Source organism: Kribbella sp. NPDC050281 (assembly GCF_040655855.1).
Lineage (GTDB): Bacteria > Actinomycetota > Actinomycetes > Propionibacteriales > Kribbellaceae > Kribbella.
This window is the reverse complement of sequence record NZ_JBFAKS010000001.1, coordinates 209,519-233,488: the sequence shown is the minus strand read 5'-3', so window position 1 is coordinate 233,488 and position 23,970 is coordinate 209,519. Positions and strand designations below refer to the sequence as shown.

Annotated in this window: 27 protein-coding genes; 13 read left to right on the top strand and 14 right to left on the bottom strand. The window is 68.5% G+C overall.

Annotation, left to right across the window (positions count from 1 at the left end; all coding sequences use genetic code 11):
- The first annotated feature begins 134 nt into the window (after positions 1–134).
- Both helR and AB0I34_RS01245 read left to right on the top strand, forming a co-directional pair.
- The gene (helR, locus tag AB0I34_RS01250) at positions 135–2,351 is read left to right on the top strand and encodes an RNA polymerase recycling motor ATPase HelR (protein WP_360437404.1); all 2,217 of its coding nucleotides are present in this window, start codon (positions 135–137) and stop codon (positions 2,349–2,351) included.
- A 39-nt stretch (positions 2,352–2,390) separates the two neighbouring features.
- The gene (locus AB0I34_RS01245; RefSeq protein WP_360437402.1) at positions 2,391–2,744 is read left to right on the top strand and encodes a VOC family protein; all 354 of its coding nucleotides are present in this window, start codon (positions 2,391–2,393) and stop codon (positions 2,742–2,744) included.
- Positions 2,745–2,748: 4 nt separating this feature from the next.
- Here the strand turns inward: AB0I34_RS01245 and AB0I34_RS01240 are convergent, their stop codons facing one another.
- A complete protein-coding gene (locus tag AB0I34_RS01240) occupies positions 2,749–3,312 on the bottom strand; it encodes an NAD(P)H-dependent oxidoreductase (RefSeq protein WP_360437399.1) in 564 nt (187 codons plus the stop codon).
- Positions 3,313–3,427: 115 nt separating this feature from the next.
- On the opposite strand from AB0I34_RS01240, the gene AB0I34_RS01235 reads away from it, so the two are divergent.
- Genes AB0I34_RS01235 through AB0I34_RS01220 form a run of 4 tightly spaced genes read left to right on the top strand, consistent with a single transcriptional unit; the run spans position 3,428 to position 6,088 of the window.
- Positions 3,428–4,348 (top strand): AraC family transcriptional regulator, encoded by a 921-nt coding sequence (locus AB0I34_RS01235; protein WP_360437396.1) that lies wholly within the window; start codon positions 3,428–3,430, stop codon positions 4,346–4,348.
- Between the two features lies 1 nt (position 4,349).
- Positions 4,350–4,520, top strand: a complete 171-nt coding sequence (locus AB0I34_RS01230; protein ID WP_360437393.1) for a hypothetical protein — start codon at positions 4,350–4,352, stop codon at positions 4,518–4,520.
- Positions 4,511–5,311, top strand: coding sequence for a DUF3626 domain-containing protein (locus tag AB0I34_RS01225; protein WP_360437390.1), 801 nt, complete (start codon positions 4,511–4,513; stop codon positions 5,309–5,311). Before AB0I34_RS01230 ends, AB0I34_RS01225 begins: the two co-directional genes overlap by 10 nt.
- Before the next feature lie 12 nt (positions 5,312–5,323).
- Positions 5,324–6,088 carry an alpha/beta hydrolase gene (locus AB0I34_RS01220; protein WP_360437387.1) on the top strand — a complete coding sequence of 255 codons (765 nt, stop codon included), beginning with the start codon at positions 5,324–5,326 and terminating at the stop codon, positions 6,086–6,088.
- Here AB0I34_RS01220 and AB0I34_RS01215 read toward each other — a convergent pair.
- The 5 genes from AB0I34_RS01215 to AB0I34_RS01195 all read right to left on the bottom strand — a co-directional run bounded on the left by AB0I34_RS01215 (position 6,069) and on the right by AB0I34_RS01195 (position 10,360).
- Positions 6,069–6,596: a GNAT family protein gene (locus AB0I34_RS01215; RefSeq protein ID WP_360437384.1), complete on the bottom strand. Its 528-nt coding sequence runs from the start codon at positions 6,594–6,596 to the stop codon at positions 6,069–6,071. The two genes, AB0I34_RS01220 and AB0I34_RS01215, sit on opposite strands and share 20 nt — an antisense overlap.
- Before the next feature lie 9 nt (positions 6,597–6,605).
- The gene (locus tag AB0I34_RS01210; protein ID WP_360437381.1) at positions 6,606–7,379 is read right to left on the bottom strand and encodes a nuclear transport factor 2 family protein; all 774 of its coding nucleotides are present in this window, start codon (positions 7,377–7,379) and stop codon (positions 6,606–6,608) included.
- A 59-nt stretch (positions 7,380–7,438) separates the two neighbouring features.
- Entirely contained in the window at positions 7,439–8,383 is a 945-nt protein-coding gene (locus AB0I34_RS01205) for a sigma-70 family RNA polymerase sigma factor (RefSeq protein ID WP_360437378.1), read from the bottom strand.
- On the bottom strand, positions 8,383–9,420 hold the full coding sequence (trpD, locus tag AB0I34_RS01200; RefSeq protein ID WP_360437375.1) for an anthranilate phosphoribosyltransferase: 1,038 nt from the start codon (positions 9,418–9,420) through the stop codon (positions 8,383–8,385). The genes AB0I34_RS01205 and trpD overlap by 1 nt, the downstream gene beginning before the upstream one ends.
- Positions 9,421–9,565: 145 nt before the next feature.
- Positions 9,566–10,360 (bottom strand): glycoside hydrolase family 16 protein, encoded by a 795-nt coding sequence (locus tag AB0I34_RS01195; RefSeq protein ID WP_360437372.1) that lies wholly within the window; start codon positions 10,358–10,360, stop codon positions 9,566–9,568.
- 86 nt (positions 10,361–10,446) lie between these two features.
- Here AB0I34_RS01195 and AB0I34_RS01190 point away from each other — a divergent pair, with 86 nt between their 5' ends.
- Positions 10,447–11,337, top strand: a complete 891-nt coding sequence (locus AB0I34_RS01190) for a sigma-70 family RNA polymerase sigma factor (protein ID WP_360437369.1) — start codon at positions 10,447–10,449, stop codon at positions 11,335–11,337.
- Here the strand turns inward: AB0I34_RS01190 and AB0I34_RS01185 are convergent.
- Positions 11,321–12,079 carry an aminoglycoside phosphotransferase family protein gene (locus AB0I34_RS01185; RefSeq protein ID WP_360437366.1) on the bottom strand — a complete coding sequence of 253 codons (759 nt, stop codon included), beginning with the start codon at positions 12,077–12,079 and terminating at the stop codon, positions 11,321–11,323. The two genes, AB0I34_RS01190 and AB0I34_RS01185, sit on opposite strands and share 17 nt — an antisense overlap.
- An 85-nt stretch (positions 12,080–12,164) precedes the next feature.
- Between AB0I34_RS01185 and AB0I34_RS01180 the strand changes: the two genes are divergently transcribed.
- Positions 12,165–13,448 (top strand): FAD-binding protein, encoded by a 1,284-nt coding sequence (locus tag AB0I34_RS01180; protein WP_360437363.1) that lies wholly within the window; start codon positions 12,165–12,167, stop codon positions 13,446–13,448.
- A 57-nt stretch (positions 13,449–13,505) separates the two neighbouring features.
- Here the strand turns inward: AB0I34_RS01180 and AB0I34_RS01175 are convergent, their stop codons facing one another.
- Entirely contained in the window at positions 13,506–14,456 is a 951-nt protein-coding gene (locus AB0I34_RS01175; protein WP_360437360.1) for an SH3 domain-containing protein, read from the bottom strand.
- 163 nt (positions 14,457–14,619) lie between these two features.
- Positions 14,620–15,267, bottom strand: a complete 648-nt coding sequence (locus tag AB0I34_RS01170; protein ID WP_360437357.1) for a helix-turn-helix domain-containing protein — start codon at positions 15,265–15,267, stop codon at positions 14,620–14,622.
- A 56-nt stretch (positions 15,268–15,323) separates the two neighbouring features.
- On the opposite strand from AB0I34_RS01170, the gene AB0I34_RS01165 reads away from it, so the two are divergent.
- Both AB0I34_RS01165 and AB0I34_RS01160 read left to right on the top strand, forming a co-directional pair.
- A complete protein-coding gene (locus tag AB0I34_RS01165; RefSeq protein ID WP_360437354.1) occupies positions 15,324–15,839 on the top strand; it encodes an ester cyclase in 516 nt (171 codons plus the stop codon).
- 143 nt (positions 15,840–15,982) lie between these two features.
- Positions 15,983–16,765 (top strand): enoyl-CoA hydratase/isomerase family protein, encoded by a 783-nt coding sequence (locus AB0I34_RS01160; RefSeq protein WP_360437351.1) that lies wholly within the window; start codon positions 15,983–15,985, stop codon positions 16,763–16,765.
- Here AB0I34_RS01160 and AB0I34_RS01155 read toward each other — a convergent pair.
- From AB0I34_RS01155 to AB0I34_RS01145, 3 genes are all read right to left on the bottom strand, one after another.
- Positions 16,757–17,098: a YciI family protein gene (locus AB0I34_RS01155; protein WP_360437348.1), complete on the bottom strand. Its 342-nt coding sequence runs from the start codon at positions 17,096–17,098 to the stop codon at positions 16,757–16,759. The genes AB0I34_RS01160 and AB0I34_RS01155 overlap by 9 nt on opposite strands.
- A gap of 77 nt (positions 17,099–17,175) precedes the next feature.
- Positions 17,176–17,331: a DUF6131 family protein gene (locus AB0I34_RS01150; RefSeq protein ID WP_165555900.1), complete on the bottom strand. Its 156-nt coding sequence runs from the start codon at positions 17,329–17,331 to the stop codon at positions 17,176–17,178.
- Positions 17,332–17,425: 94 nt separating this feature from the next.
- Complete coding sequence (locus AB0I34_RS01145) at positions 17,426–18,826, bottom strand: MFS transporter (protein ID WP_360437345.1); 1,401 nt, start codon at positions 18,824–18,826, stop codon at positions 17,426–17,428.
- A 178-nt stretch (positions 18,827–19,004) separates the two neighbouring features.
- Here AB0I34_RS01145 and AB0I34_RS01140 point away from each other — a divergent pair, with 178 nt between their 5' ends.
- From AB0I34_RS01140 to AB0I34_RS01130, 3 genes are read left to right on the top strand one after another with little or no spacing between them, the layout of a single operon-like run.
- Positions 19,005–19,358, top strand: a complete 354-nt coding sequence (locus AB0I34_RS01140; protein ID WP_360438122.1) for a YciI family protein — start codon at positions 19,005–19,007, stop codon at positions 19,356–19,358.
- Complete coding sequence (locus AB0I34_RS01135) at positions 19,355–20,587, top strand: RNA polymerase sigma factor (protein ID WP_360437342.1); 1,233 nt, start codon at positions 19,355–19,357, stop codon at positions 20,585–20,587. The genes AB0I34_RS01140 and AB0I34_RS01135 overlap by 4 nt, the downstream gene beginning before the upstream one ends.
- A gap of 37 nt (positions 20,588–20,624) precedes the next feature.
- On the top strand, positions 20,625–21,296 hold the full coding sequence (locus AB0I34_RS01130; RefSeq protein WP_360437339.1) for a hypothetical protein: 672 nt from the start codon (positions 20,625–20,627) through the stop codon (positions 21,294–21,296).
- A 166-nt stretch (positions 21,297–21,462) separates the two neighbouring features.
- On the opposite strand, the gene AB0I34_RS01125 is transcribed toward AB0I34_RS01130, so the two are convergent.
- On the bottom strand, positions 21,463–22,014 hold the full coding sequence (locus AB0I34_RS01125; protein WP_360437336.1) for a DUF4240 domain-containing protein: 552 nt from the start codon (positions 22,012–22,014) through the stop codon (positions 21,463–21,465).
- Between the two features lie 171 nt (positions 22,015–22,185).
- Positions 22,186–23,961 (bottom strand): glycoside hydrolase family 36 protein, encoded by a 1,776-nt coding sequence (locus AB0I34_RS01120; protein WP_360437335.1) that lies wholly within the window; start codon positions 23,959–23,961, stop codon positions 22,186–22,188.
- Positions 23,962–23,970: the final 9 nt, after the last annotated feature.

Here is a 23,970-nt window from a genome sequence, read left to right as displayed (position 1 = left end):
CGGTGCCGGCTGCGTGATCAGGCTGTCTGAGGGCAGAAAAAAGGAAGGTGAGCAGGTGCTCCCTTCCATTAATAATCTATAACGCAGACCGGGGCTTGCCGCAAGCCCCGGTTCATGCTTCACAATCGTCGGCCGTGGCCATAAATCCTTCGGACCTTCGAGGTGAAGAAACCCTGTCCACCACTGCGTTCGACCTTCCCGAGAACCTCATTGCCAAAGCCGAACCGGCGCTGATCGCCGGTGACGACAAGCACTTCGCGGCCATCGCGGAGTCGCTGGAGCGGTCGATCGCCGAACTGTCCGCCCGTCTCGACGAGACCCGGAAGGAGGCCGGCGGCATCGGTCAGGGCGCGATGGACCGCGACCTCGAGGTGCACCGGCTGACCAGCCGGCTGCGCACCCTGCGGCGGTTCGGGCTGGACCTGTGCCTCGGTCACATCGTCAGCGCGGACGACCCCGAGCAGTCGGTGTACATCGGCCGGCTCGGCCTGACCGACAGCGACGGCCGCCGGCTGCTGATCGACTGGCGTTCCCCAGCGGCTGAGCCGTTCTTCGGAGCGACGCACGGCAACCCGATGGGCCTGCTCAGCCGTCGCCGGTACCGCTGGACCCGCGGCCGGATCACCGACTACTGGGACGAGGTGTTCACCGCCGACGAGTTCGCCCGGCACGCAGCCGCCCTCGACGACCAGTCCGCGTTCGTCGCCAGTCTGGGCAGCAGCCGGTCGCCCCGGATGCGCGACGTTCTGGGCACGATCCAGGCCGACCAGGACGCGATCATCCGGGCCGGCTCCCGGGGTGCGCTGATTGTCGACGGCGGTCCGGGCACCGGGAAGACGGTCGTCGCGCTGCACCGCTCGGCGTACCTGCTCTACTCGGATCCGCGGCTGGACCAGCGGCGCGGCGGCGTACTCTTCGTCGGTCCGCACCAGCCGTACCTGGCGTACGTCGGCGATGTGCTGCCGAGTCTGGGCGAGGACGGGGTCCAGACCTGCACGCTGCGGGACCTGGTTCCCGAGGGTGCTTCGGTGCCTGCCGAGGCCGATCCGGAGGTGGCCAGGCTGAAGTCGTCCGCCGGCATGGTGAAGGCGATCGAGCCGGCCGTCGGCCTGTACGAGGAGGCGCCGACCAAGCCGATGACAGTCGTGACGCACTGGTCCGAGATCCATCTGAGTACGGCGAACTGGGCTGAGGCGTTCGGAGCCGCGGATCCCGGTACGCCGCACAACCTGGCGCGTGACGAGGTCTGGGACGAACTGCTCACGATCCTGATCGACAAGCACGAGGAGGAGTACGAGGACGACGACGTCTCCGAGGAGCTTCTGCGCCGATCGCTGGAGCAGAACGAGGACCTGCGGACGACGTTCGACAAGGCGTGGCCGTTGATCGATCCGTACGACCTGGTCGGAGATCTGTGGTCGGTGCCGGCGTACCTGCGCAGGTGTGCGCCGTGGCTCTCGCCCGAGGAGGTCAGGCTGCTGCAGCGGTCCGACGTACAGGCCTGGACGGTGTCCGACCTGCCGCTGCTGGATGCCGCGCGGCAGCGGCTCGGTGATCCGGAGGCATCCCGGCGTCGGCGTCGGCGACAGGCTGCGGCCGCTGCTGAGCGGGAGCGGATGGCCGGTGTTGTCGACAATCTGATCGAGGCCGGCGACGAAGCGTACGGCGGCGGACTGGTGTCGATGCTCCGTGGCGAGGACTTCGTGGAAGCGCTCGTCGACGAGGCCGGGCTGGCGACCGCCGACCCGGACCTGCTGGCCGGGCCGTTCGCGCATGTCGTGGTGGACGAGGCGCAGGAGCTGACCGATGCGGAGTGGCAGATGTTGTTGCTGCGCTGCCCGTCACGCAGCTTCACGATCGTCGGGGATCGGGCGCAGGCCCGGCACGGGTTCACCGAGTCCTGGCAGGAGCGGCTCGAGCGGGTCGGGCTCGATCAGCTCAAGCTGGCGACCTTGACCGTCAATTACCGGACTCCGGATCAGGTCATGGCCGAAGCCGAGCCCGTGATCCGGGCGGCGCTGCCGGACGCGAACGTGCCGACGTCCATCCGCCACGGCGATCACCCCGTCGTCCATGGTCCAATCGCTGACCTCGGGGGGATCCTGGAGAGCTGGCTCGCCGGCCAGCCCGACGGTGTCGCGTGCGTGATCACCGCGGATGGTACGACGCCTGCCGGGGTGCCGGTCGACGCACGGATCCGTTCGCTGACACCGGTTCTCGCGAAGGGCCTCGAATTCGATCTGGTCATCCTCGTCGACCCGGAAACCTACGGCGAGGGAATCGAGGGAGCCGTCGACCGGTACGTCGCAATGACCCGAGCAACCCAACGACTCACAATCCTCACCACCTGAATCTCTCTGAATTGAGGAAGCAAATTGCACAGCACGATCTTGAACGTCACCTTTGACTGCGGTGACTCCGCCGCTCAAGCCCAGTTCTGGAGCGGCGTCACTCGCTGGCCCGCGACGTACGTCGACATGCCGGGCAACCCGTTCTGGGTGGTTGCCTCGGACAACGAACCCGCCATTCGCCTCGTCTTTGTCCAGGTCCCCGAGCCCAAGACGGTCAAGAACCGGGTCCATCTCGACCTCCTACCCCAGGGAGGCCCGCAGGACGAGGAGCTCGCCAGACTGCAGTCCATCGGCGCCACCGTCGTCGACGACCGCCGGACCGCATCCCCCGGCGGCTGGGTCATGATGGCGGACCCCGAAGGGAACGAGTTCTGCCTGGAACACGGCGAATGACGGCTCAGGCTGCGGTGCGGACCTCGCGGAGGGCTTCCGACCAGGTGATGACCTCGTCGAGGACGCCCTTCAGGTTTGCTTCCTGGTGGCCCTGCGGCTTGAACTCGCTGTAGGCGACGAAATCCGTGGCCAGGTTCAGAGTCACCTGGGGACCGACGTCCGCGATCCGCAGCTGTGCCATCACCTGGCGGAGCTGTTCGACCGCCCTCGCGCCTCCGTCCGCTCCGTAGCTCACGAAGCCGGCTGCCTTGTGGTTCCACTCGGCGTACAGGAAGTCCAGGGCGTTCTTGAGGGCGGCCGGGATTCCGTGGTTGTACTCCGCGGTGACGAACACGAAACCGTCGAAGCGTTCGACGATCTCGGCCCAGCGCGCGGTATGTGGTTGCTGTCCGCGCCCCATCATGGGCACCCCGGGCTCGTCGAGCAGGGGCAGCTCGACCGCCTTGAGATCGACCAACTCGAACTCGGCCCCGCCATGCTGCCGCGCCTGCTCGTACACCCAGGCGGCGACGCCTTCGCCGAGGCGGCCGGGGCGCGTGCTGCCGAGGATGACTGCAATCTTCGTCACTTGTCTGCCTTTCACCGGATTGCCAACGCGATCGACGCTAGTCGCCGGGCTGAACACTCTCCATGCGTGAGCAGCTCCGAAAAATACGCGAGCGTCTGCGCGTACGCTGTCGAACATGGACGTGTTGAGCCAGCTCGTCTCGGCGACACGGATGGGCCGACCGAGATCCTTCGTCGTCGAGTGCCATCCGCCCTGGGCCCGGCGGTACTCAGCTGTCCCGGGCGCCGGCCTCCACCTGATCCTCGAAGGATCCGTGTACCTCGTCAGCCCGGGAGGCGAGATCACCTCGCTTGCGGTGGGCGACGTACTCCTGCTGCCGGCCGGCTCCGACCACGTCCTCGCCGACGATCCGGCGCGGGAGGTCAGGCAGTTGGTCGACGATTCATCGGGGCAGTACGACGACGGCGTTGTGGTCATCGGCCCGGACGGGCCGCGGTCGCCGGGCCCGCGGTCGGTCATGCTGTGCGGCGTCTACTTCTTCGACCAGGGGCGACGTCATCCCTTGCTCGGCCGGCTTCCCGACGTACTGCATCTGCCGGCACGTCTCGGACGCCAGGGTGATCTCGGTGCCACCGTTTCTCTCCTCGCCGATGAGTTGTCGGCTCGTCGACCGGGGAGTGACGCGGCTGTCTCGTCCCTGCTCGACCTCCTGTTCATCCAGATACTGCGCAGCTGGCATGAGGAACATCCGGATGCTGCCTGGAGCACCGCTCTCGAGGACGTCTTCGTGGGCAAGGCCCTCAGTACGATGCACGACCAACCCGACAGGTCGTGGACGGTCGCCGATCTCGCGGATCTGGTCGGACTGTCGCGTGCGGCGTTCGCCAAACGCTTCACGCACCTAGTCGGCCAGTCACCCGTCACCTACCTCACCTGGTGGCGCATGACCGTGGCCGGCCAGTTGCTACGCAGTACCGACCTCTTGCTCGCCCAGATCGCGGCTCGGGTCGGGTACGCCACCGAGTACGCCTTCGCCGCCGCCTTCAAACGCGAGTACGGCATCACGCCCGGCTCCTACCGCAAGAACTCCTTGTGAGGTGACTCACACGAGTCGTGCATTTCAGCCGCGGCCCGGGTTGAACGACGAAGCCCTGGCCCAAGTGCCGCAAGACACCACCCTCCAACGCGCCTACGTGACCCACCTACGCTCCGGCCGCCACTGGCACAACCGCACCGGGATCCTCCACTCGTACCTGCCGTGGACCTGACGCGGCGCGCGGTGGAGTACGTCGGCGGGTTGTCGGTGGGCGGCGGAGTCGACCCGGGGCTGCGGGTGACGTTGAACTTTCAGTCGGGGGTTCGGGTGGTGGAAGGGCTGGCGGGGGATGGGGTTTATGGGTCGCAGTTCGTTACCGGGACGAGTAATGGCGGGTTGACGGCGCACCGGGGTGGGGATCGGTGGCGGTGGGAGAGCCGGATGTTTGGTGGCGTGTACGACGAGGCTGCGGCGTGCGAGCGGCCGGTGTACGGCGCGTTGAACTTTCGGCGGAAGGCGGTTGGGGGTGCGCCGCGGTTCGGGTCAGCGCATTTGCGGTTGAGGGCGGATGCGGTTGCTCGGTCGACGTTCTGCTATCCCGACAGCTGCTTCGAGCCGGAGCACTTCGGGGTGGCGGAGCGGATGGGGCTCATCGCACTGGCTGAGGCGGACGACTGCGACGTACTGGACGACTACATCGAGGCGCACGTGCACGGACCGGTACGGCTGGACCGGGATGTCGAGGCGCTGGTGCTGGATCCGAGCTACCGCGATACCCCGGTCGAGTCGGCGGCCGACCGGCTCGCGTGCCCGGTGGAGTGGCACTCCGGCTTCCGGTTGACCGTCGACGAGCTCAGACGACATCCGGAGTACCGCGGACCGCAGTACGTCGAGCTCGGCGCGCAGATCGCGGTGGACGGCGTACTGACACCACGGGTGATCGATGACGCGGCGGGACAGTACGACGCGCAGGATCTGAAGCGGGTGTGGCACTGCGTGGCGCGGTTCGGACTCGGCGGCTGACATGGTGGGGGTATGGAGCTGAGGATTCCGGTCGAGGGCGGCGAGGTTTGGGCGGAGCATTTGGCGGGGGACGGGGTGGCAGTCGTGTTGCTGCATCCTGGGATCGGTGACTCGCGGGTGTGGGATCCGGTGATGCCGGAGCTGACCGCGCGGCATCGGGTGGTGCGGTACGACGTGCGCGGGTACGGGCGATCGGACGCACCGACCAGTGAGTACTCGCGGCTCGAGGATCTGGTGGTGGTGCTGGATCAGCTGCAGCTCGAGCGGGTGGTACTGGTCGGGTGCTCTATGGGCGGCGGTACGGCGCTGGGCCTAGCGCTAGCGGATCCCGGGCGGGTGCAGGGGCTGGTGCTGCTCTGTCCGGGGGTGCCCGGGTTCCCGATGCCGGACGAGCCCGAGCTGGACGCGGAGTACGACGCGCTCGTCGCCGCCGACGATATTGAAGGCCTCGTGCGGTTCGGGTTGAGGCTCGGCGCCGCGGCCGGCGATGACGACGCGGCGGTTGCTCAGCTGCGGGCGGCCGTCCCGGGCTGGCTGTCGCAAGACAAGTACCTTCGGCCCGACCCGCCCGTCTATGACAGGTTGCAGGAGGTGCTGGCCCCGACCGTGGTGATGGTGGGTGACAAGGACCAACCGATCCTGGCCGCGGTTGCGGGTGCGACCGCGGCGCGGATCCAGGACGCCGAGTTCATCTGGATGCCCGGCGTCGACCACCTCCCGAGCCTCCGGAACCCTGCCCTCGTGGCTGAAACGATCCTCAGAGTGGCCGGCCGTTAGCGAGTTCCCACGAGGTTCTGGTCATGGCGAACCGGCGGTAGAAGGACGGGGCGCCGAGGAAGGGCTCTTCGTGGCCGCGACCGGTCTCGGTCATGCCGAGGGCGGTGAGGATGCGGATCGACGGCCGGTTCGCGTCTACGGCCTCGGCCCAGATCTCCTGGAGGTCCAGTGCGTCGAAGCCGTGCGCGACGCCGAGCCGGGCGATGGTGGTGCCGAGGCCCTGGCCCCACCGGGCGGACGGGCCGACGACGTACCCCAGTTCACGCCGATGCGGCTCCTCGCCATGCAGGTCGACGTACCCGACCACCTCCTCGCCGGCGACTGCCGCGAGGCGCAGGAGGTCGGAAGGTGGCCGGGTGACCAGCTTGTGCCAGTGGGCCTCGTGGTCGGGCAGTCGGAGCTCGACGGTCCAGCCGGCGTGCTCGCAGAACCGCCGGTCCTGTCCCCAGAGTGCGTACGTCGCCACATCGGACAGGACCAGCGGACGGAGAGACACGGCAGGCTCCATGCCACGAGCCTAGGCACGAGCTGGATAGGACAGGTGTTGGTGGACCATCCGCCAGCCGTCGGCGGTCCTCCGGAACACGCGGGTCGCCCGGGACGTCGTCTCGACGCCGTCGGCCGTGACGTGATCGTTCGACCAGGCGACAGCCAGGTTGCCGCCCACCGCCAAGCCGAAGTCAGGCACCACAAAGCTGATCGGGTTCGGGCTGGAGTCGAGACCAGCCGCGCACACTGAGCGGACGGCTGCCTTCCCGGTGTAGTTGCCGTCGATCTCGTAGGACACGACGTCCTCGGCGACCGGCTCCATCAACGCCTCCAAGTCACCGGCGGCTGTGCCTAGAGACCACCCGTCCAGCACACCGCGGATCTCGTCGGAGGCGACCGCGGGCGGTACGTCGTCATGCGGGAACGAGTGGTGCTCGTGCGTCACGACCCACCGGCCGTCCAGCTTGCGCAGACCGATCGTCAGCCGGAGTCGTAGCTCAGGCTGAGCGTCCAACTCGGCCACAGTGCCGCACCGAAGCAACGCAAAGGCGAACGCGACATCCGACCCCGCCGCCACGTCCAGCGACTCCAGCGCGAACGACGCCCCGGCCTTTTGCCACTCGAAGAACCCGGGCCAGGTCTCGCGATACGCGTCCATCCCGCGCACCCCGTCGTACGGCGGCGGTACGTCGTACATCACGATGTCCTCAGCGTGGTCGGCCAGGACCGTGTCCAGCTCGCCGGCGTGGACCGCGGTGACCCAGTTCTCGATCAGCGTGCGGATCTCCTGCTCGTCAGTCATCTCTCGTCCGTCCTTCCGAAGGAACTGTCACCGCCTACAACCCGGCGAACGACGGAAACTCATCGCGACAGCGACGACGGCAGCCCGAACGACGGGAAATCCGCCTCGAGGAACGAGATGACCTCGACGATCTCCGGCCCCTGCAGCACCAGTACGTCGAGCCCGCCAGGCACGAAGCGCGACCCGTCCCACACGTACGTCCCGAACGCGAGCTGCCCGTTCGCCCGCGCCGGCAGGAACCGCCACTCCTCCCGCAGCGGACCTTCGACCAGGAAGGAGCGGATCGCGGCCCGGCCGAAGAACCACTCCGGCAGCGGCGGCATCGAGTACTTCGCGTCCTCCGCCAGCATCGCCACGATCGTGTGGACGTCACCCGCTTCCCACGCGGCCACGTACCGGCGTACCAGCTCACGCTCGGCCGCCTCAGGCAACGCCGACTGCTGGCTGGGCACTGCCCGCACCACCGCCCGAGCCCGTTGCAGCGCACTGTTGACCGCGGCAACCGACGTCTCCAGCAACTCGGCCACTTCGCGAGCAGCGAAGGCCAGGACGTCGCGCAACAGCAGCACTGCCCGTTGGAGCGCCGACAGGTGCTGCAGCGATGCCACAAACGCCAGCTCCACCGACTCCAGCGCCAGCACTCGCGCCTCCGGACTCAGCGAGGCAGTCCACTCCAGCCGGCTCTGCGGATAAGGCTCCAACCAGAGGACCTCGCTCCGGCCGTCGAGACCGACCGGAAGCTCCCGGCGCCCACGCCGTTCGATCAGCGTGAGACAGCGGTTCGTGGCGATCTTGTAGAGCCACGGCCGGATCGATCCGCGGTCGTCGTACCCGCTCAGACCGTTCCACGCCCGGAGCAGGGTCTCCTGGACGGCATCCTCCGCGTCGGCATCGGATCCGAGCATCCGGTAGCAGTGCGCATGCAGCTCCCCACGCCACGGCCCCACCAACTGTCCGAAGGCGTCCTGATCACCGGCACGCGCCGCATCCAAGAGCTCATGCATTACCTGCACGCTAGCGTCCAGCGCTCCAAGGTGTCAGCGGTCTTCCCACTGTCCACGGCCTCGCGACACCGCTCCAAACAGTCAGCCAATTGCTCCAGCAGCAGACCGGTCCCCAGCTCCAGGGTGACCAGAGCGGCAGCAGCATTCAGGAGTACGACGTCCCGCACCGGACCGGACTCACCGTCGACGAGACCCCGCAGTACCCGGGCGTTGAAGGCAGCGTCTCCGCCGCGCAGCTCAGCCAACGACGACGGTCTCAACCCGAGCGACCGCGGATCGAACACCACCTCCGACGCCGTCCCACCGGACACGACCCACACACGGGAGTAGCCCGTGGTGGTCAGCTTGTCGAGCCCGTCGTCGCCGCGAGCGACCAGAGCCGTTTTCCCTTGCTGTGCGAGGGCCTGAGCGATCACCGGCAGCATCTGCGGGTTTGCCACTCCGACCAGCGCGTGCTGCGGGTCTGCCGGGTTCAGCAGCGGTGCCAGCACGTTGAACGCCGTCGGCACTGCGAGCTCACGTCGTACCACTGCCACATGCCGCAAGGCCGGATTGAAGCGAGGCGCGAACAGATAGGTCAGTCCGGCCTCTGCCGCCACCCGAGCCGCGTCGACCGCGGACAGGTCGAGCGGAACGCCCAGATGCTCGACGAGGTCAGCCGAGCCGCCCGCCGACGAGGACGCGGCCCGCCCACCGTGCTTGACCACGGTCACTCCGGTCGACGCTGCGACCACAGCGGCCATCGTGGAGACGTTGACCACCCCGGTCCGGTCGCCGCCGGTCCCGACAATGTCCACGAACGGTCCGACGATCCGCACCGGCGTGGCGTGCGAGCGCAGTACCGTGGCCAGCCCGGCGATCTCGCCGGCGGTCTCGCCCTTGGCCCGCAGCGCGATCAGGAAGCCGGAGATCTGCGCGGGAGACGCATCGCCCAGCACCAACTGGTCCATCGCCCAGCCGGTGTCCGCCGCGGTCAGGTCGGAGCCGGCCAGGAGGGCGGAGATGAGTCCGGACCAGGTCCGGAGTGTTGTTGCCATCGGCAATCCTCAGGGTGCTGGGCCGCCCACGAGGACATGACAACGGCCGCCTCGCAGGAGACGGCCGGTCGGTTACGCGCGGAAGCAGCCGTCTAGTCGACGGCCCACCACATACCCACGCGCAGGAACATGCCAGTGACGATAGTCAAGCGACCAGCTCCTGTGCAACGTTCCAGCCGCGGATGTGGTCGACGGTGAAGGTGGGGACCAGGGCGTCGTCGTCGCCGACGCTGCGGTCGGGGAAGTCGAAGACGGCGAGCATGAGCTGCAGCGGGTACGACGGAGCGCCCGCGCAGGTGCGGATCGGGGCGCCGTCCACGGAGAAGTCGGCCTGGCCGGCGGTCCACTCGACGGCGTACGTATGGAAGTCGCGTAGGTCGATCGGGAGCGGGACCGCCTCGAAGTCCTGCGGCACCGACGGGTCGCGGATGGTCTTCAGGCCCATCCCGACCGCGGTGGACTCGCCGGGGACGACCGCATCGCCGAACACCTCCATCACGCAGATCTCGCCGCAGCGATCCGGACTGTCCTCCAGCCCGACCATCCACAGCGACACCATCGAGCGCGCACTGATGTCGGCCCGCGCCCGGAGCTCGACGTACCCGCCGTTGGGTGTCCAGCCCCAGAACGGCGGCTGCTCCTCGCGGACGACCAGCCCTTCGCGGTACGGCTGCTGCCCGACGGTGCTCCCCACCGGACCGGAGTAGTTGCCGGACTGGATCCCGGACACGCGCAGATCCGGCTTGTGGTCCCCGGAACACCACAGTCCGTGGTCCGCCGGGATGCTGAGGGTCAGACAGGAGTCACCCAGGGTGTACGACGCTGCTGACGCCGCGCGGGAGCTCCAGTGCGGCAGGTAGTGCGGCGACCACACCGACTCGTCCAGTGCGGCACCGTCGAAGCGGTCCTCGAAGACCAGATCACCACGGGTCGTGGGCATGCCCCCATGATGGGTTCTCGGACCGTCTTGTCACATCATGGTGGCCCGATCCGTCAGATGAGGTGGACCGGGATGAGGGAGGCCCTGTGTACGACACCGACCAGCTGGCGCGGCAGTTCGAGCAGCACCGGGGACAGCTGCGAGCTGTCGCGTACCGGATGCTCGGTTCGCTCACGGAGGCCGATGACGCCGTGCAGGAAGCGTGGCTGCGGCTGAACCGGTCGGACGTGAGCGAAGTGGGCAATCTGGCCGGTTGGCTGACCACAGTGGTGTCGCGGGTCTGCCTGGACATGCTCCGCAGCCGCAAGTCGCGGCGGGAGGACTCGCTGGACACGTTCGTGCCGGACCCGATCTCGATCCGGCAGGACAACGGTCCGAGCCCGGAGGACCAGGCGGTCCAGGCGGATGCGGTCGGTCTGGCGCTACTCGTCGTCCTGGAGACGCTGGCGCCGGCGGAGCGGCTGGCCTTCGTACTGCACGACATGTTCGGGGTGAGCTTCGACGAGATCGCGCAGATCGTGGACAAGTCGCCGGCCGCCACGCGGCAGCTCGCCAGCCGGGCCCGGCGCCGGGTCCAGGGCGCGCCGGCGGGCGACGGCGATCCGGGGCGTCAGCGGGAGATCGTCGACGCGTTCCTCGCCGCGTCCCGTGGCGGCGACTTCGAGGCCCTGCTCGAGCTGCTCGACCCGGACGTCGTACTGCGGGCCGACGCGGGCGCGGCGTCGGCGGAGTACGCCGGACCGGCGGTGTCGAAGCTGGTCCGCGGTGCACGCGCGGTGGTCGAGCAGGCGCTGCTGTTCAGCAGGATGGCGCCGCACACCGAGCACGCATTGATCAACGGCATGCCGGGGACGGTCACGGTCCTGAACGGCCGCGTGATGGGCGTCATGGACATCACAGTCGTGAACGGCAAGATCACCGAGATCAACATCCTCGCCGACCTCGACCGCACGCAGCAGCTCAAGCTGTCGGCCTGACCAGCGACAACACGCGCTCCGCCTGGGCCTCCGCCGTACCGGGAGGATTCCGGGCGGCGCTCGGCCCGCCGGGTCCGATGAGCGTCAGCCAGAACGCGGCCCACAGCGAGCGGGCGGCACGGAAGCGCTCCGGATCGACGGGGAAGCGTGACACCACCGTGCTCCAGTCGGTGTCACGGCCGGCCAGATGCTCGACGAGATTGGCGAGCTCGAGCGTGAGGTCGCCGCGCCCGGCGTCCTCGAAGTCGACGATCCGGATCCGGGTCCCGTCCCAGAGGTAGTTCGCCAGGTTCGGATCGCCGTGGCCGACGACCGGATCCTGGACCGCGGTCAGCACCTCCACCACGGCCCCGAGCCAGTCGGCGGCCGCCGAGGCCGCGTCCGCGATCACGCCGCGGCCTTCGCGCAGTACGGCGAGCGAACGCGACGTCCGGTCGATCACTGCCGGGACGCCGACCGGTGGGAGGCCGTCAGGATCGATCGACCACAGCGCCTCGAGTGCCTCGCCCAGCCCTTCGAGTTGCCCAACAGTGAGCACACCGCTCAGCGGTTCCCCTGGGAGAACCGACATCGAGACCCACGGCCGCGGGTCGGACGCGCGCGCCAGCGGAGCCGGTACGAGGTCGGGCGCCTGGCGCGACAGCAAGGTGAGAGCGGCCCATTCGCGCGCCGGTTCGTCGCGGGACCAGGACGTGTAGTGCTTGGTGAGGACCGAGTCGTCGGCCTCGACTGTGTGTGTCATCGAGACAAGTTTGCCGGGGGTGTCGATAACGGGACCGGTCCTTCGACGTGTCTGTAGAAGCGGATATGGCGAGGGAGTGGTTCGGATGTCGACACAGGCGCTGGTGCCGGTTGCGAGTGATGTGGTGGCAGGTCTGCTGGGGGCCGGGTTCAACGGCGCCATCCGGCTGCCGGGTGAGGCGGAGTACGACGTACAGCGGAAGTCTGTGGTCCCGACGGTGGACTCGCGGCCACTGGTGGTCGCCGAGGCCTACAGCCGGACCGACGTGCAGGCGGCGGTGCGGACGGCGCGCGAGTACGGCGTACCGATCGCGGTGCAGGCCACCGGCCACGGGACGCGGGTACCGGCCGACGGCGGGATCCTCCTGAAGACGACGCAGATGACGACGGTCCTCGTCGACCCCGAACGCCGGGCCGCCAAGGTCGCGCCGGGTGCGCGCTGGGGTGCGGTGCTGGACGCCGCCGGTCAGTTCGGGCTCGCGCCGCTGTCCGGATCGCACCGCGACGTCGGCGTCACCGGCTACACGCTGGGCGGCGGGGTCGGTTGGCTGGCGCGCAAGTACGGCTTCGCGGCCGACAGCGTGATCCGCGCCGAGATCGTCACCGCGGACGGGCGGTTCGTCACCGCGACCGCCGAGCACCACCCCGACCTGTTCTGGGCGATCCGCGGCGGAACCGGCAACTTCGGCATCGTCACCTCGCTGGAGTTCCGGCTGTACCCGGTCCGCCAGGTCCACGCCGGCATCGTGTACTACGGCATCGACCGCGCGGCCGCCGTCCTGCGCCGGTACCGCGACTGGACCGCCACGATCCCCAACGAACTGAGCACCGCGGTCGTCCTGACCCGCGTACCCGGCACCGAGCAGCGCGCCGTCGCGATCAAGGTCCTGTACGCCGGTGAGGCCGAACTGGCCGACCACCTGCTGAAGCCGCTGTTCGAGGTCGCCGGACCGCGACTGGCCGGCGAGCTACGCACCGTCGAGTACGGCGAGGCCGCGATGGGCGGTACGCCGGCCCGGCACCTCGACTTCCTGGACACCCTGACCGACGACGTGATCGACGCGGTCACCGGCTTCGAGGACGAGGAAGCACCGACCGTCGAGATCCGGCACTGGGGTGGCGCGATGGCTCACCCGGGTCCCGGCGCCGGACCGATCGGACACCGCGGAGCGTCGTACTCGCTGATCATCGACCGCGAGGTCCCGGCTGACCTGGTGCCGAACTCGGGCCGCACCTTCGTGAACTTCCTCGGCGACCCCGGCCGCGCGGACACGGCGTACGCACCGGACGACCTGCGCCGGCTGCGCGAGGTCAAGCGGGCCTACGACCCGGCGAACTTCTTCCACCTGAACGCGAACATCCGCCCCTGAACACAGCGAACCGGTCCCCGGGAGGGCTGGGGACCGGTTCGCTCGAGACCGCTCGGCTCAGACTGTGCCCGAGTTGCCGTACACGCTCACGTGCACGTGGTCGTAGTGATTCGCGGTGGTGCTACCGCGGTCCTCCATCGCGCGCCAGCCTTCGCTGCTGCGCTGGACCGTCCAGATGTGCTGCTGCCAGATCAGCTGGCTGACGCCGAGCTTCTTGTAGTTGGCGTGCAGCCAGTCGGCGACCTCCTGGCCCTCCGACCCGCTGACCATGATGTCCAGCGCGTGGCCGCTCGAGTGCTCCGAACCGCTGTCGCCGGACCGCACACCGCCGTACGACGTGATGTCCGGGAACTTGGCGCAGATCGCGCGGTGGACGCGGATCGCGTCCTGGGTCAGCCCGTCCTCGACCGCCGAACCGGACTTGCAGGCGGCCTGGGAGATGGCACCCACCGTGCTCGCCACCGGCTTCGTGGCGGACAGGTACTGCGCCTTCACCCAGCGGGACTTGCCGTCACTGACGACCTCGGCCCAGATGCCGTCGACCTTGCCGGAGACGGAGACTTTGGTGCCCTTCGGCAGCACGTCCAGCAGGACGCCGGTCAGCGGGAGCGACCAGAGGTTCACGTCGGTGGTGGTGTACTTCGAGCCGATCACCTTCGGCGGCTCGGCCGTGCGGGTCTTCGTCGGCGACGGCTTGGGGATCGGCGCCTGCTTCTTCAGGTGCTTCGCCGTCGGGGCCGCCTTCGGCTTGGGAGCCGGAGTGGACGGCGTGACGTCCAGCGGGGGACGGAGAGCGTCCCGGCTGGTGGCCGCGTCGCGCGCCAGCTGCAGGGACGAGCTGGCGATCGAGGTGTTCAGGTGGACTTGCTGACCAGGGAGTGCGGCCGCCGAACCGGTAGCCACCAGGGCCACTGCTGCGCCGGGAATCGCCACCTTCACGATGCCGGGCCGGATCACCTTCGGGCGCGGTTGGCGGTGCCGCGCCTGTCTATGCCGTCCTGCAGACACTTCTAGAACCCAATCTGCCGAGACCAAAACGTTATCGACCGGAGGAGTCAAGCACAGATCCCAGCGGGGTTCGCAATCGACCCCCAGTTTTAACGCATTACGAACATCCGCCACCGGGCGCCGAGCGTGATCTGCCCGCTATCCGGAGGTGATCGTGCCGAGATCAAACGCTTGGTCCACACAAGGCGTCGATAACAGCGCTCTTGAGTAACCCGGCGTACCGCTCCGGTGACCATCCGCGGACCAGAACCAGGAGTTCGTACAACTCGACCGAGATGTACGTCCACAGCACATCGGCGACCTCCTCGAGGGTGATCCCGTCGCGCAGATCGCCCGTCTCGAGCAGATGGCGGCCGAGCATCGTCATCCCGGTCAGCCGCTCGTCCATCAGCGTCTGCCAGGTCACGCGCAGGGTCTCGTCGCTGAGCCGGCCGTCCCGGATCACGATCTGCACGCGGGCCGACCGCTGCTGCCGGACGACCAGGCCGTCGACGTACAACGCGATCTTCCGGCGTACGTCGGGCTCGGCCTGGATGGCGTGGGACTCGGGGCGCTCGGCCATCGGCACCGGCTCGTCGTCGCCGGCGATGACGAAGTCGAAGACGGCCTTGGCCAGCACAGCTTTGGTGCCGAACCCTTTGTAGATGCTCTCGGCCGAGACGCCGGCCCGCTTCGCCACCGCACTGATCGTGGTCGCCTGGAAGCCGTCCGTCTCGAAGAGATCGCGCGCCGCGATCACGACGTCACGGCGGCGATGCCGGGCACGCTCGCGCCGTCCGGTCGCGTCGTACGGCCTCTTGACTTCGGTCATTCCCGATCCCATGCTTTTGAGTACAGTCCCACTGTATCGAATTATTGGGGGCAGCGATGAGTACCACAGCAGGCGTGTCGGCGAGTGAGCTCGCCGTCCGTGCCATCCGCATCATGGCCGACGGTGACCGGGCCGACTTCGACGCGCTGGTCCATTCGGACGCGGTCAACCGCGAGGACGACGTCGAGCCGCCGGCGTGCCGGGTCGGGGGACCCACCGGGTACTCCGCGACCGCACTCTGGTTGCGGACCGCGTTCGAAGGGCTGGCCTACGAGATCCACCATGTAATTGCCGATGGCAACTTGGTGGCGATCAACTCGACGATGAGCGGGCGGCATGTCGCGCCGTTCGCGGTGTACACACCGGCGGGTGGGGTGGACACGGTCTTCCCGCCGACCGGGAAGACCTTCGCGATCACGCAGTCGCACTGGTTCCGGCTGGAGGACGGCATGGTCGTCGAGCACTGGGCCAACCGCGACGACCTCGGCCAGGCGAAGCAGCTCGGCTGGGTCCCGCCGACCCCGGCCTACCTGTTCCGGATGGCGCGGGCGAAGCGCCGCGCATCGCGCTAGCGGACCGCCAGCCCATCACAATCGCTCCGGTCACGCGGACGCCCCGCTCAGGCAATGGCCGCGCCCACGATTGTGAGGGCCTGGCGGTACGTCATGTGATCCAGCGCGCGGCGGTTGGAGCGGGTTTGCGGTTGACTGCGGGGGTGGATGAGCTCGGGTTCCGGGTCGAAGGCGGGGCGGTGGCCCGGCTGGTGATCGACCGCGTCGCGAAGCGGAACGCGTTGACGCGCGCGATGTGGGAGGTCCTGCCCGGTCTGCTCGCAGAGCTGGCCGCCGACGACGAGGTGAAGGTGCTGCTCGTCACCGGCGCCGGGCCGAGCTTCTCCGCCGGGGCCGACATCGGAGAGCTGATCTCCGGGACCGATCCGGCCGACCCGATGGCCGAACTGCGGGCGTTCAACCTGCGGGCACAGGCGGCCTTGCGGGAGTTCCCGAAGCCGACGATCGCCGTGGTGCGAGGTCACTGCATCGGCGGCGGGCTGGAGCTCGCGGTGAACTGCGACTTCCGGTTCGCGGCACGGGACGCGACGTTCGGGGTGACGCCGGCCCGGATCGGGGTCGTCTATCCGCCGGACGCGATCAAGGTGCTGCTCGACCTGGTTGGTCCCGCGACGACGAAGTACCTGCTGTTCAGTGGCGAACTGCTCAGCGCCGTCGAGGCCGAGCTGAAGGGTTTGGTGGATCGCGTCGCCGACGATCCGCTGGCGGCGGCCGGGGCGTTCGCCGCCACGATGGTGTCGCGCTCGCAGCTGACCGTCCGTTCGGCCAAGGAGACGGTCAACGCTCTGCTGGCCGGCACTGATGCGGACGCTCAGGCGCTGCGGCGGTACCGGGAGACGATCGCCAGCGGCGAGCTCGCGGAGGGCATCGCGGCCTTCACCGAGAAGCGCTCACCCGACTTCCCGTGGCACGGCACCTCAGGCTGAGATCAGGGTGCCGCGCAGCTCGACCCGGTCGCCGACCGCGGCGGAGACCCGGGCCGCGATCGCCTCGGCCTGGGCGTCGTCGGCGACGTCGACCATGAAGTACCCGGCGAGCTGTTCCTTGGTCTCGCCGAACGGTCCGTCGGTGACCACCTGGACACCGTCGCGGATCTGCACGATCCGGCCCTCCTCCGGCGGCTGCAGACCCTCTGAACTGACCAGCTCGCCGCTGGCCGCGAGCTCGCTCTCGAGCTTGATCAGCCTGCCGAGCCCACGCTGGTCCTCGTCGGTCCAGGTGCGGTCGGTGCTCCGGAAGATCATCACGACGTATTTCATGGGATCACCGTAGCGACGCGGACGGACAGAACCCCGCGAACCGGAGTGGTTCGCGGGGTTCTGCGGCTAGCGCCGGATCAGTACCAATGACGTCGTCCGCCGACGGCGCGGCCGGTGGATCCGAGCAGGAACAGCACGGCCCCGACGATGAGCAGGACGATGCCGATCGTCCACAGGATCGGGATACTCAGCAGGAACCCGAGAATCAACAGGATCAAACCGAGGATGAGCATGAAGCCTCCTTCTCAGGACCGCCGGGCGGAAGTGGCGGCCACCCGCATCCGGTGCCCACTCTGAGGGCCCCAAACCTCCAACAAGTGTTTGATGTCAGGAGATTGCCGGCTCCAGTTGCTCTTGCGTCGACTGCTTGCGGCTGACCAGCAGACCGCAGCCGGCGAGGCCGACGACGATGAAGCTCCAGACGACCAGGAAGGCGATCCGGTAGCCATGAGTCAGAGCGATCGGTGTGGTCCCGGTCGTGGCCGCAGTGGCGACGGCGGACAGTACGGCGACGCCCACCGCACCGCCGATCTGGAAGCTGGCGCTCTGCAGACCTGACGCGACCCCAGAGTCCTCACCAGCGACGTCGCTGAGGGAGGCGATGGCGCTGGCAACCGTTCCGGCACCCAGACCGGCGCCGAAGATCGTCAGACCCCAGAAGGCCAGCTCGAAGTAGCCGGAGTCCACGGTGAGCATGCACATCAGCGTCGTACCGACACCTGCGATCAGCAGTGAGACGAACCCGACCCGGCGGGGTCCGACGCGAGTGACCAGGTGCTGTCCGACCATCGACGCGACCACAGCGGCAGCCGCGAGTACGGCGGACATCAGGCCGTAGCGGATCGCGGAAACGCCCAAGGCCAACTGGGCGTACTGCGTGTAGATGTAGTTCAGCCCGAACGCCGCCAGGCCCCAGGCGACCGTGATCAGGTTGCCACCGACCAGACTGCGCGAGCGGAAGATCCGCAGCGGTACCAGCGGTGCGGCCGACCGCTTCTCCACCAGCACGAAAAGACCGAACAGCAGCGCGGACAACACGATCAGCGCGACGGTGCGCCCGACGGACGACTCCGGTGCCTCGATGACGGCGTACACGAGGACGATGAGTGCGGCGGTCACACTGGCCGCGCCGGCCACGTCGAACCCACGCCGGCCCGGTCCGCGGCTGTCCATCAGCAGGACGGGAGCCAGTACAAGGACCAGCACGCACACCGGCACGTTGATGAAGAAGATCCAAGCCCAGCCGAGTCCATCCGTCACGGGCCCTCCGATCAGGGATCCCGCCGTACCGCCGACGCCGCTGGTGGCGCCCCAGATCCCCAGCGCCTTGTTGCGGTCCGCCCCGGACGGGAACGTCGTCATCACGATCGACAACGCACTCGGCGCCAGTACGGCGGCCGCAGCGCCCTGCAGACCACGCGCGAGGACCAGCGCGTCACCGCTCCAGGCGAACCCACACAGCAGCGAGCACGCACCGAACAGCACCAGACCGGTCATGAACACCCGCCGCCTGCCCAGCAGGTCGGAGATGCGCCCACCGAGCAACAGCAGTCCGCCGAACATCAGCGCGTAGCCGCTCGGCACCCACTGCACACCGCCGCTCGAGAAGGTCAGCTCACGCTCGATCGACGGCACGGCGACCAGCACGATCGACGCGTCCAGGATGATCATGAATCCGGTCAGACACAGCAGCGCCAGCGCGAGCCAGCGCTTCGTCTCGGTCACCATGTGAACATCTCCAGTACGGCGGGACGCTCCCGCTGAGCGTCATCGGTGGAGACGTCGGGCCTGGCCGGGTCACTTCGACATCCCGAATCTGTCGAAGTGGGTACAACTGTTCCGACGTACCGGGTAACAGGGGGTCACAGCGGCCTCCGCGAGCGACAGGATGGTGCCCGTGAAGTACATGCTGCTGATCTACAGCAACCCGGAGAGCTGGGCGAGCCTGTCCGCCGAGCAGCGCGAAGGCCTGGGCCGCGCGCACCAGTCCCTGACCCGTGAGCTGAGCGAGCAGGGTCTGCTGGTCAGCGCTGCCGGCCTGGCCGACCCCATCACGAGCCGGACCGTGTCGGTGCGTGACGACACCACGACGACCACCGACGGACCGTACGCTGAGGCCAAGGAGCACCTGGCCGGGTTCTACCTGGTCGAGTGCGACAACATCGACCAGGCGATCGGCTACGCGGCCCGGATGCCGGACGCGAAGTACGTCGCGGTGGAGGTACGGCCGGTGATGGACGCATCCGGGCTGGAGATGTGAGCGACTTCGAGCTGCTGCTGCGCGAGCAGGCGCCGCAGGTGCTGAGCGCGCTGGTCCGGCACTACGGCCACTTCGACCTGGCCGAAGAGGCTGTGCAGGAGGCGCTGCTCGCGGCCACGCAGCAGTGGCCGGACGACGGTGTGCCTGACAACCCGCGTGGCTGGCTGATCCGGGTCGGGTCGCGCCGGCTGACCGATCTGCTGCGCAGTGAGTCGGCGAGGCGGCGCCGCGAGGAGAACGCGGCCCAGATGGCTGCGCCCGAGGAGTTCGTTGCCGCAGGCCCTGAGATCGACGATCCGGGTGGCCGGGACGACACACTGACGCTGCTGTTCCTGTGCTGCCATCCTGCGCTGTCTCCGGCGTCGCAGATCGCGCTGACGCTGCGGGCGGTCGGTGGTCTCACCACCGCGCAGATCGCGGCCGCGTTCCTGGTGCCGGAGCCGACCATGGCGCAGCGGATCAGCCGGGCGAAGCGCAGTATCAAGCAGGCGGGCAGCACGTTCGAGATGCCGCCGGAGGCTGAGCGGGACGAGCGCATGGGCGCCGTACTGCATGTGCTCTACCTGATCTTCAACGAGGGCTACACCGCATCCTCGGGTACGGCGTTGCACAGTGCCGAGCTGACCACGGAGGCGATCCGGCTGGTGCGCGGCGTACGCAAGCTGCTGCCCGACGACGGCGAGGTGGCGGGGCTGCTGGCGCTCATGCTGCTCACGGACGCGCGCCGGCCCGCTCGGACGGGTGCGGACGGCGCACTGGTCCCGCTGGCCGAGCAGGACCGGTCGCTGTGGAACAGGGACACCATCGTCGAGGGTGAGTCGCTGGTGACCGATGCGCTGTCGCGCACGCAGCTGGGGCCCTACCAGGTGCAGGCCGCGATCGCAGCGGTGCACGACACGGCCGAGCAGGCCGAAGACACGGACTGGCGGCAGATCGTTGCGCTGTACGACGTACTGGAGCAGATGTCGGACAACCCGATGGTCAAGCTCAACCACGCCGTCGCGGTCGCCATGGCGGTCGGTCCGAAGGAGGGCCTCGCCGTACTCGAGCCACTGGAGTCCGACGACCGCCTGACCGACAACCATCGGCTGGAGGCGGTCCGCGCCCACCTGCAGGAGATGTCAGGCGACCTCGCCGGCGCCCGAGAGAGCTACCTGCACGCAGCCCGCCGTACGACGAGTGTCCCGGAACGCAACTACCTCCAGTCCAAGGCGGACCGCCTGATCTGACTCGCGGTGCCCCCGGACATGTGTCAGGTTTGGAGCTGTGGATCTCACCAGGGCTTCCCTCCTCCGGGAGATGCTGACCGGCACCGAGCTCGGCACCCGGACGACGGAGTTCGCGCACTCGCTGCGCAGGTTCACCACCCGGAACGGTGGTCTGATGCTGTTCGGGCCGGCCGACGACGAGCCGTGGCACCTGACGGCGCACCTGGACGACGAACTGCACCGGGCCGGCGTCGAGGACATCCGGCCGGCGCTGGTCCGCTGGGCGCCACCACCGGACGCACCGCCACACCTGGCGATCGGACTGGACCGTCTGCGTGACACCGGGCGGGGTGAGTCCCTGCTGGTGGTGGCGGAGGAGGACCCCGCCGACACGTTGCTGGAACGCATCAGCGACGTACGGCGGCGGGGTACGACGATCTTCAGCATCGGTAACGGTGACAAGGAGCTGACGTCACTCAGCCACGAGACGCTCGTACCGGAGCTGCTCGTGCCGGACGGCTTCGGCTGGACGAGCCGTCCGATCGAGCTGGACCATGACGAACCGCAGAGCGGCGTACCGCTCACCGACACCGAACCGCAGACGACGGAAGGGTTCGAGATGGCGCAACACCTGGTCAGCCTGGCCGCGGCCGACCAGGACGCCGGCCAGCCAGGCTGGCGCCGCCGTCTCCGCGCAGCCATAGAACGCCTCGGCGGCGAACCGGCCTAGACGACCGATTCCACGGTGTCCGCGGCTGCCCGGCACGGCACCTGCACGTTGGCGGTTGCCCGCTGGCGTCTTGTTTTCCTGGTGACCGGTTATTTGCCGCCAGTGATGACATAACCCGCCAGCGAGTCAGCAGGCGCGGACTTCCTGGGGGCGGCAGGCCTTGGGGTCAGACCTCCCCGTAGAGCACGGCCAGTCGGGGGAGGTGGGTCTGCAGGTCGTCCTCGTCGTCGAAGTCGATCTCCTTACCGGCGGGCAGGTCCGGCGTATCCGGTGCCTCCGCCTCGACAGCCTTCCAGTACGCCGCCTCGTCGCCGGTCACGTTCTTGTAGGAGTGACTGCCGACGTACAGCATCGCCTCGCCGTCGAACCCCTCGAAGCCCTCCGGCCGATCCTCGTCGACCACGTCCGCGAGCGAGTCCGGCTCTGCCAGCGCGCCCTCCCACACCTCCCGCCCCTGCGCGATCAGCCAGCCCCGGAACGAGTCGAACCCGTCCTCGGAGGCCCCCGAGTTGATCAGGTACGCCGCCGCCCACAGGTCCCACCGGTACGACTCGACCTGCAACCGCGCGAGTTCGATCCCGAACCCCGCGATCGCCTCGGCCTCGAGCCCACCGAGCACCTTGACCAGCGCGTCCGCAACCCCGTCCGGATCCGCGACGGTGTCATCCACCGCACCACGCGCACCCTCGACCAGTCCCCAGAAACCATCCCTGTCCACCCCCACAGCCTCTCACCGCCCCCACCCCCAACGGGAGCGTTGATCCGGTGTGATTTACCAAACGTCGTCCAGAGCGGTGTGGTGGGTGAGGTTGAGGGTGGTGCTGTGGAGGGTGGTGGTCAGGTGGGGGGGGTGGAGATGCCGTACTGGGAGCCCGCTGGGCGAACAGGTCTAGGCCGGAGTGAGGCTGACCAGGAGACCGGCATCGCCCGGGAGCGTCAGTCCCTTGTCGTTGATGGTGACCGGGCGTGTCTCGCCGGTCCACTCGTCGCACAGGACGTAGTTCCCCTCGAGCCCGTCGAGCGTCACGCGGACCTCGTCGACCTCACCCCCGAGGCTGATCGCGAGCAGTACCCGTCCGTCCTCGGTCGTGGCCTGGACGGCGTCGTACCCGTCGATGTCGACGGTAGGCCGGCGGACGGTTGCCGTACGCAACGGACCGCGCCAGCGCTTGAACGCCGCGGCCGCCTGAGCCATCGTCTCGCGGGTCTCGTCGCTCCAGGTCTCGGGATCGTCCATCAGCACCCATGGCCCACCGATCACGTACGGCGCGATCCGCGCCCGCGGGGAGAGCTTGTCGGCACCCATGTACGCGCTCTGCCAGTCCAGCGGCAGGTATCGACCGAGACCGACCTTGGCCAGGCTGTTCCAGTGCGTACGGCAGTGGTCCTCGGTGATCGTGGTGTGATGGCTGCGCACCATCGCCAGGTCCAGCGGACGTACGCCGTTCCAGCAGTTCTCCAGCACCAGTTGGGGAAACTCGCTCTGCAGGGTGCGCAGGACGTGGTGCCACGCACGCTCGGCGGCATGTTCGCCGGCGCCTGGATCGTGGGTGTGGTCGTCGCGATCGCAGCGGGCGATGGACTCGAAGTCGTGCAGGAACCAGGTCAGCCCGAACTCGTCGACCATCCGCCGCAGCTCGTCGAGGATCCAGTCCCGGGCCGGATCGTGACCCAGGCAGAGCGCATGGTTGCCGAAGCTCAGCTTCGGCGTCATACCTCGCCAGCTGGCCAGCCACTCCGGATGCTCCCGGGCGACCGGTGACGCCGGATCGGCGTTCCCGAAGCCACACCAGACACCGAAGCCCAGGCCGCGCGAGCGAGCCTCGTCAGACAGCCACCGCATGCCGGAGGAGAACCGGTCGTTGGCGTGCCAGTCGCCGACCGAGCGTTCCCAGCCTTTGTCCACCACGAAGACCTCGGCACCGATCGCCGCGGTCGCGTCCATCATCCCGATGATCCGCTCGGTGGACGTGTTCTCCTGCACACCCCACGAATTCGCCACCACGCAAGGGAACGCCGGGTCACCAGGCATCCCGCTGAGGTCGGGTGCCGTCACGACCTCGTCGATCACGAGCGACCGCAGCGCCGCCGCCCCCGCATCCAGACCGCCCGGCACCACAGCAACCCATCCGACCGGTCCCTCCCAGTCCTCCGAGGCGGCCGGATGGAAGGTATCCGATGGCAGCCTGCTGGTGATCCGCGTCCGGCCGTCCCGAACCGTCACCTCAATGGTCAGCGAACCGCTGTACTCCCACGCCAGTACGGCGCACTGCCCGGCGAGCTCCACCAGCGTCCACGCAGCCGCATCCTGGTGATCGTCGTCCGGCCCCGGCGCGGCACCCTCCAGATAGCGATGCCCGTCCTTGATGTCAGGAAAGAGCATCGGCTCACCGTTGCGATGGGCAACGGCATCGGCCGTGCCGTACGGTCCGGCGTGCAGGCAGATGAGATCACCCTCGACCAGCCTCCTCGTCGGCGTGACCACACCCCGATCAGCGGCGTCCCAGCTGAACGGATGCAACCACTCCACGACCGCCTCGTCCGCCTCGAGCTCGATCTCGGCCAGGGGTGCGGACGGGGTCAGCGTCGTCGCGAGTCGAAGGAACGGACCGATGTGGTCCTCCACAGTGGCATGCGCTATTCCGAAGTCAGTCATCGTGGCCATCTCTCGTAG